General features: G+C 72.5%; 14 protein-coding genes. 5 read left to right on the top strand and 9 right to left on the bottom strand.

Annotated elements, in window-relative coordinates:
* Positions 1–320: 320 nt before the first annotated feature.
* A complete protein-coding gene (locus tag AB0958_RS36950; RefSeq protein ID WP_366894853.1) occupies positions 321–743 on the bottom strand; it encodes an ATP-binding protein in 423 nt (140 codons plus the stop codon).
* Between the two features lie 389 nt (positions 744–1,132).
* Between AB0958_RS36950 and AB0958_RS36945 the strand changes: the two genes are divergently transcribed.
* The gene (locus AB0958_RS36945; protein WP_366894852.1) at positions 1,133–1,582 is read left to right on the top strand and encodes a cyclic nucleotide-binding domain-containing protein; all 450 of its coding nucleotides are present in this window, start codon (positions 1,133–1,135) and stop codon (positions 1,580–1,582) included.
* Between the two features lie 4 nt (positions 1,583–1,586).
* Here the strand turns inward: AB0958_RS36945 and AB0958_RS36940 are convergent, their stop codons facing one another.
* Positions 1,587–2,891: an MFS transporter gene (locus tag AB0958_RS36940; protein ID WP_366894851.1), complete on the bottom strand. Its 1,305-nt coding sequence runs from the start codon at positions 2,889–2,891 to the stop codon at positions 1,587–1,589.
* 122 nt (positions 2,892–3,013) lie between these two features.
* Positions 3,014–3,631 carry a LysE family transporter gene (locus tag AB0958_RS36935; protein WP_366894850.1) on the bottom strand — a complete coding sequence of 206 codons (618 nt, stop codon included), beginning with the start codon at positions 3,629–3,631 and terminating at the stop codon, positions 3,014–3,016.
* An 85-nt stretch (positions 3,632–3,716) separates the two neighbouring features.
* Here AB0958_RS36935 and AB0958_RS36930 point away from each other — a divergent pair, with 85 nt between their 5' ends.
* Positions 3,717–4,601 (top strand): LysR family transcriptional regulator ArgP, encoded by an 885-nt coding sequence (locus AB0958_RS36930; RefSeq protein WP_366894849.1) that lies wholly within the window; start codon positions 3,717–3,719, stop codon positions 4,599–4,601.
* Between the two features lie 119 nt (positions 4,602–4,720).
* Here AB0958_RS36930 and AB0958_RS36925 read toward each other — a convergent pair whose 3' ends face one another.
* Positions 4,721–5,413 carry a helix-turn-helix domain-containing protein gene (locus tag AB0958_RS36925; protein WP_366894848.1) on the bottom strand — a complete coding sequence of 231 codons (693 nt, stop codon included), beginning with the start codon at positions 5,411–5,413 and terminating at the stop codon, positions 4,721–4,723.
* A 121-nt stretch (positions 5,414–5,534) separates the two neighbouring features.
* Here AB0958_RS36925 and AB0958_RS36920 point away from each other — a divergent pair, with 121 nt between their 5' ends.
* Together AB0958_RS36920 and AB0958_RS36915 are read left to right on the top strand one after the other, a co-directional pair.
* Entirely contained in the window at positions 5,535–6,749 is a 1,215-nt protein-coding gene (locus AB0958_RS36920; RefSeq protein ID WP_366894847.1) for a saccharopine dehydrogenase C-terminal domain-containing protein, read from the top strand.
* A 113-nt stretch (positions 6,750–6,862) separates the two neighbouring features.
* Positions 6,863–7,117, top strand: coding sequence for a WhiB family transcriptional regulator (locus AB0958_RS36915; RefSeq protein WP_366894846.1), 255 nt, complete (start codon positions 6,863–6,865; stop codon positions 7,115–7,117).
* Here the strand turns inward: AB0958_RS36915 and AB0958_RS36910 are convergent.
* The 4 genes from AB0958_RS36910 to AB0958_RS36895 form a co-directional block, all read right to left on the bottom strand.
* The gene (locus tag AB0958_RS36910; protein ID WP_366894845.1) at positions 7,110–8,969 is read right to left on the bottom strand and encodes a HAMP domain-containing sensor histidine kinase; all 1,860 of its coding nucleotides are present in this window, start codon (positions 8,967–8,969) and stop codon (positions 7,110–7,112) included. The two genes, AB0958_RS36915 and AB0958_RS36910, sit on opposite strands and share 8 nt — an antisense overlap.
* Positions 8,966–9,664 (bottom strand): response regulator transcription factor, encoded by a 699-nt coding sequence (locus AB0958_RS36905; protein ID WP_366894844.1) that lies wholly within the window; start codon positions 9,662–9,664, stop codon positions 8,966–8,968. The genes AB0958_RS36910 and AB0958_RS36905 overlap by 4 nt, the downstream gene beginning before the upstream one ends.
* A 20-nt stretch (positions 9,665–9,684) precedes the next feature.
* Positions 9,685–10,422, bottom strand: coding sequence for a hypothetical protein (locus tag AB0958_RS36900; RefSeq protein WP_366894843.1), 738 nt, complete (start codon positions 10,420–10,422; stop codon positions 9,685–9,687).
* Positions 10,423–10,495: 73 nt separating this feature from the next.
* Entirely contained in the window at positions 10,496–11,899 is a 1,404-nt protein-coding gene (locus AB0958_RS36895; RefSeq protein ID WP_366894842.1) for a M1 family metallopeptidase, read from the bottom strand.
* Positions 11,900–12,077: 178 nt separating this feature from the next.
* Here AB0958_RS36895 and AB0958_RS36890 point away from each other — a divergent pair, with 178 nt between their 5' ends.
* Positions 12,078–12,425, top strand: a complete 348-nt coding sequence (locus AB0958_RS36890; RefSeq protein ID WP_366894841.1) for a DUF488 family protein — start codon at positions 12,078–12,080, stop codon at positions 12,423–12,425.
* Position 12,426: 1 nt separating this feature from the next.
* On the opposite strand, the gene AB0958_RS36885 is transcribed toward AB0958_RS36890, so the two are convergent.
* Positions 12,427–14,100, bottom strand: a complete 1,674-nt coding sequence (locus tag AB0958_RS36885) for an FAD-binding dehydrogenase (protein ID WP_366894855.1) — start codon at positions 14,098–14,100, stop codon at positions 12,427–12,429.
* Positions 14,101–14,107 lie beyond the last annotated feature (7 nt).

Here is a 14,107-nt window from a genome sequence, read left to right as displayed (position 1 = left end):
GCTGTGTCAGGGGCGTCGTCGTGCGTGCGACGGGGCGTCCCCGCAGCGGTGCGGCCGGGCGTGGCGGGACGGCTGGTCGACAAGTCGGTGAGCATACGGAATCGCTCCTGAACGTGGGTTTCAGGGCGCCACCGGAACATGGTTCCGGCAATCGACCCGAACTGTGGTGTCAGGGTCGCCGCGGGAACACCGTCGGACCGCTGTGCGGGCCCGGGGGCTGTGGAGCCACTGCTCCCTCCGGCGCGCGCCTCCGGTCCGAAGCACGACACTCCGCCTGCCCCCTCGCACCCGGCGTAAACACCGCCGGGTAAAAACGTCGCTCACGCGAGCGGCACGACCGCGGAGATCCGCTTGCCCCCGGAAGGCAGCCCGGCGACCTCCACGTCCCGGGCCAGCCGGCACACGATGGGCCAGCCGCGGCCCCCGACCCGCCAGCGCTGCCGCTCGTCCACGGCCCGCTCGACCACCGGCACCTCGTCGCTGCGGTCACTGACCGACACCCGCACCGCGCCCGCTTCGACGTCGACGTCGAAGCCGGTGATGCCGCCGCCGTGCAGGATCGCGTTGGTGGCCAGTTCCGAGGTGACGAGCAGCGCGTCCTCGAGGCCGGTGGCGCCGTGGGGCACCGCATGCCTCGCGACCTCGCCACGGACGGCTCTGCGGGCGTCGGCGGGCTGGATCGGCGGCGGCCGGTGTGTCGCGGGCGGTGCCACCGCTGAATCGGTCCGGTACTGTTCGCGCATCCTTTCGCTCCCTGGGGTGGTGGACCGGTGGGTCCTCGGGTCTCCCGTCGGTGCGGGCCTCTCTCTTTCGGCTCACCGGTCGCGGCACGGCCAAACCCATGGACGGCCGCCAGGGGCTCCCCAAAGTGAAACGGGTCACGTAGCCTGTTCTCGGTTACGCGAAACCGCTCCGGATGGTTTACGGTTCAACCCATAAGTGGTCGAGGAGTTGACATCGGGTCCTCCTCGCGCCACCTCTGACGGCCCTGGCTGGCCTCCCCCGTCCAGCCAGGGCTTTTTTCCTGCCCGGACGGCGATTCCCACCGTCTTCGAGGTGCCCGGCGAGGCGGCAGCGGCTGAAATGGGCGTAGGGAAAGCCCCCGTACCCTCGCCGGCGAGGAGCCCCGCCCATGACCAAAGCCATCAAACTGCTGACCGCCCTCCCCCAGACACAGCGCGAGCGCCTCATGGAGCTGGCGCACGAGGTCTCCTTCCCCGAGGACAGCCGGATCTTCGAGGCCGGCGGCACCGCGGACCGCTTCTGGGTGATCCGTTCGGGAGCGGTCAACCTGGACCAGGAGGTGACGTCCCACAAGCGGGTCACCGTCGCCAGCCTGGGCGCCGGCGACCTGCTCGGCTGGTCATGGCTGTTCCCGCCGTACACCTGGGACTTCGGAGCGGTGGCGTTCAGCCGGGTGCGGGCCTACGAGTACGACGCGGCGGCCGTGCTCGCGCTGTGCGTGGAGGACCCGCTGCTGGGTCTCTCGCTGGTGCGCACCGTCGCCGAGATCCTCGCCGGCCGGCTGGAGATCACCCGGGGCAAGCTCCTCGACGCGTACGTCGGGCGCCGGCCCGTGTAGCCGGTCAGACGCGGTAGCGGCGCAGCGCGGGGACGGCGGCGGCCAGGGCCAGCATCGCGACCACCACCAGCAGTCCGCCGCCCGCGACGGCGGCACGCGGCCCGAAGACCGAGCCCGCGGTGCCGTGCAGCACGTCGGCCAGCCGGGGACCGCCCGCGACCACCACCGTGAACACGCCCTGCATCCGGCCGCGCATCTCGTCGGTCGCGGCGGAGAGCAGGATCGCGCCCCGGAATACCATCGAGACCATGTCGGCGACCCCGGCCGCGGCCAGGAAGGCGGCGCCCACCCAGAGGTTCGCGCTCAGCCCGAACCCGGCGATGGCGGCGCCCCAGCCGACGACCGCTCCGATCACCATCGGACCGTGCCGGCGCGCTCGCGAGAAGGTACCCGAGAAGAGCCCGCCGAGGACCGCGCCGATGGGGATCGCCGCGAACAGCAGGCCGAGCGCGAGCCCCTCGCCGTACGAGCCGTAGGTCTGGGCCGCCAGTTGCGGGAACAGCGCGCGGGGCATGCCGAAGACCATCGCGATGATGTCCGCCAGGAACGACAGCAGCAGCACCTTGTGCACGGAGATGTAGCGGAACCCCTCCGCGATCTCCCGCACCCCGGCCCGCCGGGCCGCGCCGCCCGCCAGCGGCGGCAGCGCGGGCAGCCGGTAGACCGCCCACACCGTGACGCACAGCGCAAGCGCGTCGATCAGGTACAGCTCCGGCAGCCCGATGACCGGGATGAGGACACCGGCCAGCAGCGGACCGACCACCTGCCCGGTCTGCATGACGGTGGACCCCAGCGCGTTCGCGGCGGGCAGCTGCGCCTCGGGCACCAGCCGGGCTATGGAGGCGGTACGGGCGGGCGCGTTCAGCCCCCAGAACGCCTGCTGCACGGCGAGCAGGACCATCAGCGCGGCCACCGACTCCGTTCCGGTGGCGGCCTGGAGCCAGAACAGCAGCGAGGTGACACCGATCCCGGTGTTGGTGATCAGCAGCAGCTTGCGGCGGTCCATGCTGTCGGCGACCGCGCCGCCCCACAGGGCGAACACGACCAGCGGCAGCAGCCCGGCGAGGCTCGCGGCGCCCACCCAGGCCGAGGAGCCGGTGATGTCGAAGATCTGCTTGGGCACGGCCACCGCGGTGAGCTGGCTGCCGACCGAGGTGACGACGGTCGACGACCACAGCCTGCGGTAGGCGGGGATGCGCAGCGGGCGGGTGTCCATCGCCCAGCGGCGCCACCCACTCCGGGACGGGGACGCCGTGGTCCCGTCGGAGGGGTCGGTGCCGGCTCGGGTGCTGTTCTCACTGGTGTCCACGGACGTCCCGGTCTTCTTGAATGCTCGCTACATCTTTCGATTCGGCATTCACTATCCCAGCAACTCCCGCGGTCGCCGAACCGGTTGTCCCAGGATGCGGCTGCCGGACGATTCCGGACGGCTCAGGATCCGGTCAGCAGCATCAGGCCGAGACCGAGCATGGTCAGAGCCACCAGACCGTCCAGCACCCGCCAGGCGGCCGGCCCGGCGAGCCACCGGCCGAGCAGCCGCGCCCCGAAGCCGAGGGCGGTGAACCAGCAGAGGCTGGCCAGGGCGGCGCCGAGACCGAAGGTCCAGCGCAGGTCACCCCGGTCGGCGGCGAGGGAGCCGAGCAGGAACACGGTGTCCAGGTAGACGTGCGGGTTCAGCCAGGTCATGGCGAGGCAGGTGAGCACCGCCCGCCGCCGGGTCCCGGCCGCCTCGCCGTCGGTGCGCAGTCCGGCGGAACCGGGCCGCAGCACCCGGCGGGCGGCCAGCGCGCCGTAGCAGAGCAGGAAGGCACCGCCGATCAGGCCGACCGCCCGCACCGCGCCCGGCCAGGCGACCACGAGCGCGCCGACACCGCCGACGCCGAGGGAGATGAGCAGGGCGTCGGAGAGGGCGCAGATGCCGACGACGGCGAGGACAGCGTCCCGGCGGACGCCCTGGCGCAGGACGAAGGCGTTCTGGGCGCCGATCGCGACGATCAGCGAGAGGCCGCTGCCGAAACCCGCGGCAGCGGCGGCGAGGGAACTGGACATGCCCTCGACGCTACGGAAGCGATCACCTTGGGTACAGCTAAGTATTTTTACGTACCCTTAGCTGATCTGATGATGGGAGTGGACGGTGGAGCTTCCCCTCGACCAGGTGCGGACGCTGCTGGCGGTGGTCGACGAGGGCACGTTCGACGCGGCGGCCGCGGCCCTGCACGTGACGCCGTCGGCGGTCAGCCAGCGGGTGAAGGCACTGGAGCAGCGCACCGGCCGGGTGCTGCTCCAGCGCACCAAGCCGGTGCGGCCGACGGAGTCGGGCGAGGTGCTGGTCCGGTTCGCCCGCCAACTGGGCAGGCTGGAACGGGACGCCCGCGGCGAACTCGGCATGAGCGGCGCCGGGGAGCCGACCCGGGTGTCGGTCGCGGTCAACGCGGACTCGCTGGCGACCTGGTTCCTGGGGGCGCTGACCGGTCTTTCGGGGATCTTCGTCGAACTGCGGCGGGAGGACGAGGACCACACGGCGGCGCTGCTGCGGGAGGGGCTGGTGATGGCGGCGGTCACCTCGGCGCCGGACCCGGTGCCCGGGTGCTCGGTGCGGTCGCTCGGGCGGATGCGGTATCTCCCGGTGGCGGCGCCGCGGTTCGCGGCGGCGCAGGTGCGCGGTGAGCTGGCGGACGCGCTCGCCGAGGCGCCGGTGCTGGTGTTCGACCGGCGGGACGACTTCCAGGACGCTTTCCTGCGGCGGCTGGGGCGCTCTGGGGCGAGTGCGCTACGGCACTACGTCCCCACCTCGGAGGGGTTCGCGGACGCCGTGACGGCCGGGCTGGGGTGGGGGATGGTGCCGGAGGCGCAGGCGGAGCCGCGGTTGCGGGAGGGGAGGCTGGTGCGGCTCGGCGGGCCGGGGTCCTGGGTGGACGTGCCCTTGTACTGGCAGCAGTGGAAGCTGGATTCGCCGGCGTTGGGAGCGGTGGCGGAGGCCGTGGCGCGGGCGGCGGAAGGTGCGTTGCGCCGGCCGTAGGGGGTTCGCTTGTCGTCGGGCGGGTGCGGGTGCGTGGGGGCCGGTCGCGCAGTTCCTCCCCCAGCCTTCGGCCGGGGGTACCCCCAGCGCCCCTGGCGGGGCGCTGCAGCCGGGCCCCTCTACAAGGACCGTTCGGCGCTGTCCAGGAGCATGTCCAGGGCTGTCGGGTACGCGCTGGTCACCATGCGTTTCGCCAGCAAGGGGGCCGCTTCCGCGATGCGGGGGTGGGTGGTGCGGGGCAGGCGGGCGTAGGTCGAGTGCCACTTGGCCTCGTCCGCTCGCTGGGAGTCCTTCGGCAGGGCCAGGGAAGCCGCGTCCAGGGCCGCGAAGGCCAGGGTCTGGTCGATGAAGGCGTGGTAGACGCGGACGGTCTCGGCGAGCGGGAAGCCCGCCGTGCGCAGGACGTCCAGGATCGCCTCGTCGGCCGCCAGTTCCTGGGCCCGCCCCGTCACCCGGTTCGCCGTCAGCAGGGCCGCCTGCGGGTGGGACACGTACTGCCCGTGGATGCGCAGCCCGATCGTGCGCAGGTCGGTGCGCCACTGTCCCGTCGGCGTCCAGCCGGCCAGCGCCCGGCCGATGAGGGCGTCGCCGATCGCGAGGGTCAGGTCGTCCATGCCCCGGAAGTAGCGGTACAGGGTGCTGGGGTCGCAGTCGAGGGCGAGGCCGAGCCGGCGGGCGGTGAGGCCCGCGCTGCCGTGCTCGCGCAGCAGCCGCAGGGCGGTGTCGACGATCAGCCGCTCGGACAGCACGGTACCGCCGCGGGTCGGACGGCGCCGGCGCCTCCGGTCCTCCGGTACGACCTGTTTGGGCATGCCGCGCTCCCCTGCCGTTCTTATGCCAACGCCATTGACCTTACGCGAGGGACCGGCGTTTGATTCCGGCCAAGGCGCCCCGTACTCGACCTCGCACTCTGTTCGAGAAGGAGACTTCGCCATGCGTGTACTGCTCGTGGGAGCCGGTGGTGTGGGCACCGCCGTCACCCGGATCGCGGCCCGCCGTCCGTTCTTCGACGTGATGGTGGTCGCGGACCACGACCCGGCCCGGGCCGAGGCGGCCGTGGCGGCCGTCGGCGACGGCAGGTTCCGGGCCGAGCGCGTCGACGCCGGGGACGAGTCGGCCGTGGCCGCGCTGCTGGCCCGGCACGGCTGCGACGTGCTGCTCAACGCCACCGACCCGCGCTTCGTGATGCCCCTGTTCCGGGCCGCCCGTACGGCCGGCGCGGGCTATCTCGACATGGCGATGTCGCTGTCCAGGCCGCACCCCGAACGCCCGTACGAGGAGTGCGGGGTGAAGCTCGGCGACGAGCAGTTCGCGCTGGCGGCGCAGTGGGCCGAGGCGGGGGCGCTGGCACTGGTCGGCATGGGTGTGGAGCCGGGTCTCTCGGACGTGTTCGCACGGTACGCGGCCGACGAGCTCTTCGACGAGATCGAGGAGATCGGGATCCGCGACGGCGCGAACCTGACGGTGGACGGCCACGACTTCGCGCCCTCCTTCAACATCTGGACCACCATCGAGGAGTGCCTCAACCCGCCCGTCGTCTACGAGGAGGGACGTGGCTGGTTCACGACCGCGCCCTTCAGCGAGCCGGAGGTGTTCGAATTCCCGGACGGGATCGGCCCGGTCGAGTGCGTCAACGTCGAGCACGAGGAGGTGCTGCTCGTGCCGCGCTGGGTGGACGCCCGGCGGGTCACCTTCAAGTACGGGCTGGGCGGCGAGTTCATCGAGACGCTGCGGACCCTGCACCGGCTCGGCCTGGACAGCACCGTCCCGGTGACCGTGCCCGGCGCCGGCGGGCCGGTCGCGGTCTCGCCCAGGGACGTGGTCGCCGCCTCGCTGCCCGACCCGGCGACGCTGGGCGAGCGCATGCACGGCAAGACCTGTGCGGGCACCTGGGTGCGCGGCACGAAGGACGGGCGACCGCGTGAGGTGTATCTCTACCACGTCGTCGACAACCAGTGGTCCATGGCGGAGTACGGTTGTCAGGCCGTGGTGTGGCAGACGGCCCTCAACCCGGTCGTCGCCCTCGAACTCCTGGCCACCGGTGCGTGGTCGGGCTCGGGCGTCCTCGGTCCGGAGGCGTTCCCGGCCCGCCCGTTCCTCGACCTGCTGACCGAGTACGACTCGCCCTGGGGTCTGCGGGAGCAGTGATCTCCGCGAATCCGAGGCGACTTGCCCGTTTCAGCGGTGCCCTCTCCGGTGACCCGAAGCTGAGCAACCCGCACAGTGAACGGCAGAGTCGACTTGGATCGCAGGTGACATCGATGGACAACTGGCGAGACCACGCCGAGTGCCGCGACGAGGACCCCGACCTCTTCTTCCCGATCGGCACCACCGGCCCCTCGTTGCACCAGACGCGGCGGGCGAAAGCGGTCTGCGAGCGGTGCCCGGTTCAGGACCAGTGCCTGGACTGGGCGTTGGAGACGGGGCAGGCCGTCGGCATCTGGGGCGGCACCACCGAGGCGGAGCGCCGGCTGCTGACCCGGCGCAGGAAGGCCGCCGCGCGCCGGTTCAGCTGACGTCGGCCGGGGCCGGGGCTCCCGGCAGCCGCAGGGTGAACCGGGCGCCCCGGCCCGGCTCGCTCCGCGCCTCGACGGTGCCGCCGTGGGCGGCGACCAGGTGCCGCACGATCGGCAGTCCGAGGCCGCTGCCCCCGGTGCGGCGGCTGCGGGACTTCTCCGCGCGCCAGAACCGTTCGAAGACGTGCGGCAGGTCCTCCGGCGCGATGCCCGGCCCGGTGTCGGCCACGGTGAGGACGACGTCGTCGCCGTCATGACGGGCGGTCAGGGTGACGGTCCCCTCGGCGGGGGTGTGCCGGATCGCGTTGGAGACCAGGTTGCCGAGCGCCTGTCGCATCCGCACCGGGTCGGCGTCGAGCCAGGCGGTGCCGTCGGAGTCGGTCACCAGGGTGACGCCGGCCGCGTCGGCGGCCACCCGGTGGGCGGCGGCGACCTGGTCGACCAGGTCGGCGGCGCGGACCGGTTCGCGGTGCACGCGCAGGGTTCCGGCGTCGGCGGCCGCCAGGTCCTGGAGGTCGTCGATGATCCGTTGCAGGACCAGGGCCTCCTCGTGCAGGGAATCGAGGAGCGCCGGATCGGGGGCGACCACACCGTCCTTGGTGACCTCCAGCCAGCCGCGGATGTTGGTGAGCGGGCTGCGCAGTTCGTGGGCGATGTCGCTGACCATCGCCTTGCGCTGCTCCTCGAGGCGTTCCCGGCGCTCGGTCAGCTCGTTGAACGCCTCGGCGAGCAGCCCGGTCTCGTCCCGGGTGCGCACCGGTGCCCTGGCGTGCAGTTCGGGCGGCTGCTGGGCGGCGAGGGTGAGCGCGCGCAGCGGTCGTACCAGACGGGTGGCGACGACGGCGGTGACGGCGACCGTGATCGCGAGGACCAGGCCGGCCGCGCCGACGATCCTGGTCTTGTTGGCCCGGGACATGTCGAAGCGGGGCGCGGTCTGGTCGCCGATGCCGAGGAACAGTTCGGCGGCGGGGGCGACATAGGGTTCGAGCTGGGTGCGGCGGGCCTCGGTGACGCAGTTCCTCGCGGTCCGGTCCGACTGCCGCTCGGCGCCCTTCCTGGTGACGAGGAAGCCGCCCGTGACCGGATTGCGTCCTGTCGTGTCGTAGGTGAGGGAGAGCGAGCCGCCGAGATCCATGTCCCGGGCCCGCAGGCAGGCGCGGGCCAGGTCCGTGAGGGTGCGCAGCGCCCTGGCCTCGGTGGCGGTCGGGACGTCCAGCGCGTCGGCCGTCTCCACGGTCGGCACGTCGTAGACATGGCCGCACCCGACCTTGATCTCCAGGGCGGTGTCCCGGGGGTCCTGGACGACGACGTACGGCCGTCCGCTCGGGACGTGCCCGACGCTGGTCGCCACGCCCATGCGGTCGAAGCACGTCTGCTCCTTCTTCGCGACCAGGTCCAGCTTCTCGCGCTCCTGCGCGGTGAGCCGGAACGGTCCCACCGCCCGTGGGTCGATGCCGCTGAGCTGGGCGCCGAACTCCGTGTAGGTGTCGGTGTGCAGGGGGTCCACGGCGGCGGCCGGGCGAGGTGGGAGCGGGGTGCCGCCGGGCGCCGAGTCGGCGATCAGGGTGCGGTCGGAGGTGGTCAGGGCGATCCTGCGGCCGGTCCTGGCGGCCAGCGTGCGCACGGTGTGCCCGACCCCGGTCCAGTCGGGGTGGTCCGCGGCGTACCCGCTGAGCTGGGCGAGGATCCGGTTGTCGGCGGCGAGGTCCTGGCCCTGTTCCTCCTCCAGGGCGCTGGTGGTGGTCGTCACGGCGAGCCAGGCGGTGGCGGCCACGGAGCAGACGGCGATCAGCACCGAGGTGAACAGCAGCCGCACCAGCAGCCGTTTGCGCCACGGTATCCGCGGCGTCACGGCCTGCCGCCGCTCAGTTTGTAGCCGACGCCGAACACGGTGACCAGGCGTACCGGCCGGCGCGGATCGGACTCGATCTTCCGGCGCAGGTTCATCACATGGACGTCGACGGCGCGTTCGGTGGAGGACCGGTCGAAGCCGCGGGTGCACTGCAGCAACTGCCGGCGGGTGAAGACCCGATCGGGTTCCCCCGCCATGGCGAGCAGGATCTGGAACTCGGCCGGGGTCACCTCCACCGGTTCCCCGTCGCGGCGCACCTCGTGGCGCACCGGATCGACGCTGATCCCGGCCGCGATCACGGCGGGTTCCTCCCGGACGGCGGCGCTCCGCCCGCTGCGCCGCAGGATCGTCCGGATCCGCGCCATCAGCTCGCGCGGGCTGTACGGCTTGGTCATGTAGTCGTCGGCGCCGAGTTCCAGGCCGAGCAGGACGTCGTCCTCGTCGGAGCGGGCCGTGAGCATCAGCACCGGGATCTGCGGGTCGCCGCGGCGCAGCACGCGGCACACGCCGAAGCCGTCGACGACCGGCAGCATCAGGTCGAGGACGACCAGGTCCGGCCCGAGCCGCCGGGCCGCGTCCAGCGCCGCGGCGCCGTCGTGGACGACGGTCGCGGTGTGGCCCTCGGCCAGCAGCGACCGCCGGATCAGCTCGGCCTGCATCTCGTCGTCCTCGGCCACCAGCACATGCGCGCACACGGGTACGGATCCTGGGGCGTCTACTGTGCGAGCCAGTCGGCGTACCCCATGACCACGACCGGATGCCGGGCCGGGTCGAGGGTGCGCAGCAGCTCCTTCATGTGTGCCTTGGCGACACTGACGCAGGCGTGTGTGGGACCCCCGTGGTCGACGTGCAGCCAGACGCCGCCACCGCGGGCGGCCCCCAGCGGCCGGGTCCAGTCGAGCGGTGAGGTGCCCGGCTCACGGTTGTAGTTGATGGCGACCACGTAGTCGAAGGAGCCCTCCAACGGCTCGCCCTCGAACCCGGTGCCGGGCGCGTGGAAGCCGTTCGAGTGGTGGTACGGCAGCTTGCTCCCGGGGTCGGCCAGCAGGCCTCCGGCGTCGGTCAGCCCGTACACACCGACGGGGGAGCGCAGGTCCCCGGCCATGTGGTGCTCGCTCCACCCGTCCTTGCCGTTGTGCGCGGGCCAACTGGCGCCGGGCTGCCACGTGGTGTCGTCGCGCTCGTAGAGGACGACGGTGGACACCGGGGAGTTCCTGCCCCGCCCGGAGGCGACGACGACCTGCTCCGCCCGCTCGGGTATCGCGGCCGTCGTCTTCGGCCCGAGCCCCGGTATCCCTTGGCCCTGCGGGCCGCTCCCGGCCGTGGGTGAGGCCGTCACCCGCGCCGCCCGGCCGTCGTCGGCGGGGCTCTGCGCGGCCTCGGCGCCTCCCCCGCAACCGGACAGCAGAAGGGGGGAGGCGAGAAGGGCGACAGCTGTTCTGCGTTGGATCATGAAACCGACTCTGGCCGAGAAATGTAAGGAACTGGTCAGCTTTCGCGCCCATTTGGGGCGCGGAGCGGTGTCGTCACGGCTTGCCCTTCTTGTACAACCACGTCTGGAACAAGGACCCGAGGTCGACCCCCGACTGCCCCTCAGCCAGCTTCACAAACTGTGCAGTTGTCCCATGCCCGTACCGGTGTTCACTCGCCCAGGCCCGCAGGATCCGGAAGAAGACCGCGTCCCCCACGGCCCCGCGCAGCTCGTGCAGCGCCATCGCCCCGCGGGCGTAGACCGGTTCGCCGAAGATGTTCTTCCCGCTTCCCGGGTCCCCCGGCGGGTACGCCCACAGGGCGTCGCCCGCCGGCTTGGCGTACAGCGCGTCGAAGGTCTTCTGCGCGCTGTCACCGCCGTGCTGCTCGCTGTAGAGCCACTCGGCGTACGTGGCGAAGCCCTCGTTGAGCCAGATGTCCTTCCAGGCGGTGAGGGAGACGGAGTCGCCGAACCACTGGTGGGCGCTCTCGTGGACGAGGGTGCTGAGGTCGGGCGCGGAGTCGTAGATCGGCCGGCCCTGCGTCTCCAGGGCGTATCCGACGCTCGGCGCGTGGTCGACGATCGCCCCGGCGGACCGGAAGGGGTACGGCCCGAACAGTCGGCTCTCCCAGTCCAGGACCGACGGCAGCTCCTTCAGCACGGGCGCCGAGCCGTTCGCCTCGCGCGGGTCGACCGCGTTGTACACCTTGATCCCGTCCCGGGTGGTGTACTGCTGGACGGTGAACTTGCCGACCGTGGCGGTGGCGAGGTACGCGGCCATCGGCTCGCTCTGCCGCCACCGGAAGGTGGTGCGCCCGGCCGACGTGTGCTGTCCGACGAGGACGCCGTTGGCGACGGCGGTGCGCCCCTTGGGCACCGTGATCGTGAAGTCGTACGACGACTTGTCCTTGGGGTGGCTGTTCGCCGGGAACCAGGTCATCGCGCCCTGCGGCTCCCCGGCGACGAACGCGCCGTCGTCGGTGGGGATCCAGCCGTCGGCCGAGCCGTCGGGGTCGGTGACCGGCCCGGGCGTGCCGTTGTAGCTGACGGCGACGTGGAACTCCCGGCCCTTCGCCAGTGCGCGCGACGGCGTGACGACGAGTTCCTGTCCGCTGCGGCTGAAGCGGGCCGTGCGTCCGTCGACGGTCACCCGGGTCACCTTGAGGCCCTTGAGGTCGAGGTCGAAGCGGGTGAGCCGCTGGGTGGCCCGGGCGCTGAGCACGGCCTTGCCGTCGAGGTGACGGGAGGTCGTGTCGTAGCGGAGCGTCAGGTCGTAGTGGCCGACGTGGTAGCCGCCGTTGCCGCTGAGCGGGAAGTACGGGTCGCCGGCGCCCGAGCCGCCGACGGTGCTCGCCGAGGCCGGTCCGGCGGCGGCGAGCAGGGCCGCCACGGCGACCGGGACGGTCGCGAGGACGGCCTCGCGGCGGAGGACCGAGGTACGTCTGCTTGCAGCCTGCACATGCGCTCCTTGGGAGGGAGTGGCTGATGATCAATGGCCCACACTACGACAGGCCCTGGGGGCGGCGGCGTCCGTGCTGCCCCCTCGTTCAGGTCAGTTCGCGCCGCGTCGGCGGCCGGTGGCGGGGGTCCGCCGCGTACGCTCGCGGGACCGTCACCGAGCCGAGAGGTGCCCGACCGTGAGCGTGCGCGTCCGCAGGATCTACGAATCGCCGGAGCCGGGCGACGGGGTGCGGGTCCTGGTGGACCGGCTCTGGCCGCGCGGGGTGTCCAAGGAGGACGCGCGCGTGGACGAGTGGCCGAAGGGGCTGACGCCGTCCACGGAGCTGCGCCGCTGGTTCCACGAGGGCGGCTCGTACGAGGAGTTCACCCGCCGTTACGAGGCGGAGCTCGACGCTCCCGAGGCCGCCGAACTCCTCGACGGCCTGCGGAAGACGGCCCGGAGGCGGAAGGTCACCCTGCTCACCGCGTCGAAGACGCCCGAGGAGAGCCACGCCGGCGTGCTGGCGCGGCTCCTGGCGGAGTGAGCTACGCGGTCTGCTTCGCCGCCGCCCGGCCCGCCGCCCGGCCGGAGAAGAGGCAGCCGCCGAGGAAGGTGCCCTCCAGCGCGTTGTAGCCGTGCACCCCGCCGCCGCCGAAGCCGGCCACCTCGCCGGCCGCGTAGAGCCCGCCGATCGGCCTGCCGTCGGCGCCGAGGGCACGGGAGTCCAGGTCGGTCTGGATGCCGCCGAGGGTCTTGCGGGTGAGGACGTGCAGCTTGACGCCGATCAGCGGACCGGCGGCAGGGTCGAGGATGCGGTGCGGGGCGGCGACCCGGCCGAGGCGGTCCCCGATGTACCGGCGTGCGTTGTGGATGCCCTGGACCTGGGAGTCCTTGCTGTAGGAGTTGTGGATCTGCAGGTCGCGGGCGACGATCTGGCGGCGCACCCCGGCCGCGTCGAGCAGTGGCTTGTCGGTGAGGCCGTTCATCTTCTCGACGAGCTGGTCGAGGGAGTTCGCGGTGACGAAGTCCGCGCCGTGGTCGAGGAAGGCCTGCACCGGGCCGGGCGCGCCCTTGCCGAGCAGCCGGTCGCGCAGGACGGCCTTGCGGTCCTTGGCGGTGATGTCGGGGTTCTGCTCCGAGCCGGAGAGCGCGAACTCCTTCTCGACGATCTTCCGGGTGAGGACGAACCAGGAGTGGTCGTACCCGGCGATGTCCTCGGTGGTGCGCAGGTACTTCAGGGTGCTCAGGGTGTCGTAGCCCGGCAGGCAGGGGTCGGGCAGGCGGCGACCGAGGGCGTCCAGCCAGATCGAGGACGGGCCGGGCAGGATGCGGATGCCGTGGCCGGGCCAGATCGGGTTCCAGTTCTGGATGCCCTCGGTGTAGTGCCACATGCGGTCCCGGTTGACCAGGCGGACGCCGGCCTCGGCGCTGATGTCGAGCATGCGGCCGTCCACGTGGGCGGGGACGCCGGTGACCATCTCGGCGGGGGGCGTGCCGAGGCGCTCGGGCCAGTGGCGGCGGACGACGTCGTGGTTGGCGCCGATGCCGCCGGACGTGACGATCACGGCCTGGGCGGTGAGTTCGAAGTCGCCGATCCGATCGCGGTTGGAGGCGACGCCGCGCGGTGAGTCGTCGTCGGCGAGGACCGTGCCGCGCACGCCGCGCGCCTCGCCGTCCTCGATGACGAGTGCGTCCACCTGGTGGCGGTGGTAGAAGGTGAGCAGTCCGTCGCGGGCGGCCTGCTTGGCGTACCGGGCGAAGGGCTCGACCACGCCGGTGCCGGTGCCCCAGGCGACGTGGAAGCGGGGGACGGAGTTGCCGTGTCCGTCGGCGCGCAGGTCGCCGCGCTCGGCCCAGCCGACCGTGGGCAGCAGGCCGATGCCGTGGCTCTGCAGCCAGGGGCGCTTCTCCCCCGCCGCGAACTCGACGTACGCGCGCGCCCAGCGCACCGCCCAGGAGTCCTCGTCGTCCTCGCGGTCGAACCGGGCGCTGCCCCGCCAGTCGCTCCAGGCGAGGTCGAGGGAGTCCTTGATGCCGAGGCGGCGCTGTTCGGGCGAGTCGACGAGGAAGAGGCCCCCGAAGGACCAGAAGGCCTGGCCGCCGAGGTTGGCGGCGTTCTCCTGGTCGACCAGGGCGACGCGCCTGCCCCTGCTGGTGAGTTCGTGCGCCGCGACCAGACCGGCGAGGCCCGCTCCGACGACGATGACGTCCGCGTCCATGGCGTCC

It is taken from the genome of Streptomyces sp. NPDC006655, from assembly GCF_040703965.1.
GTDB lineage: Bacteria > Actinomycetota > Actinomycetes > Streptomycetales > Streptomycetaceae > Streptomyces.
This window is presented reverse-complemented; position numbering and strand designations above follow the sequence as displayed.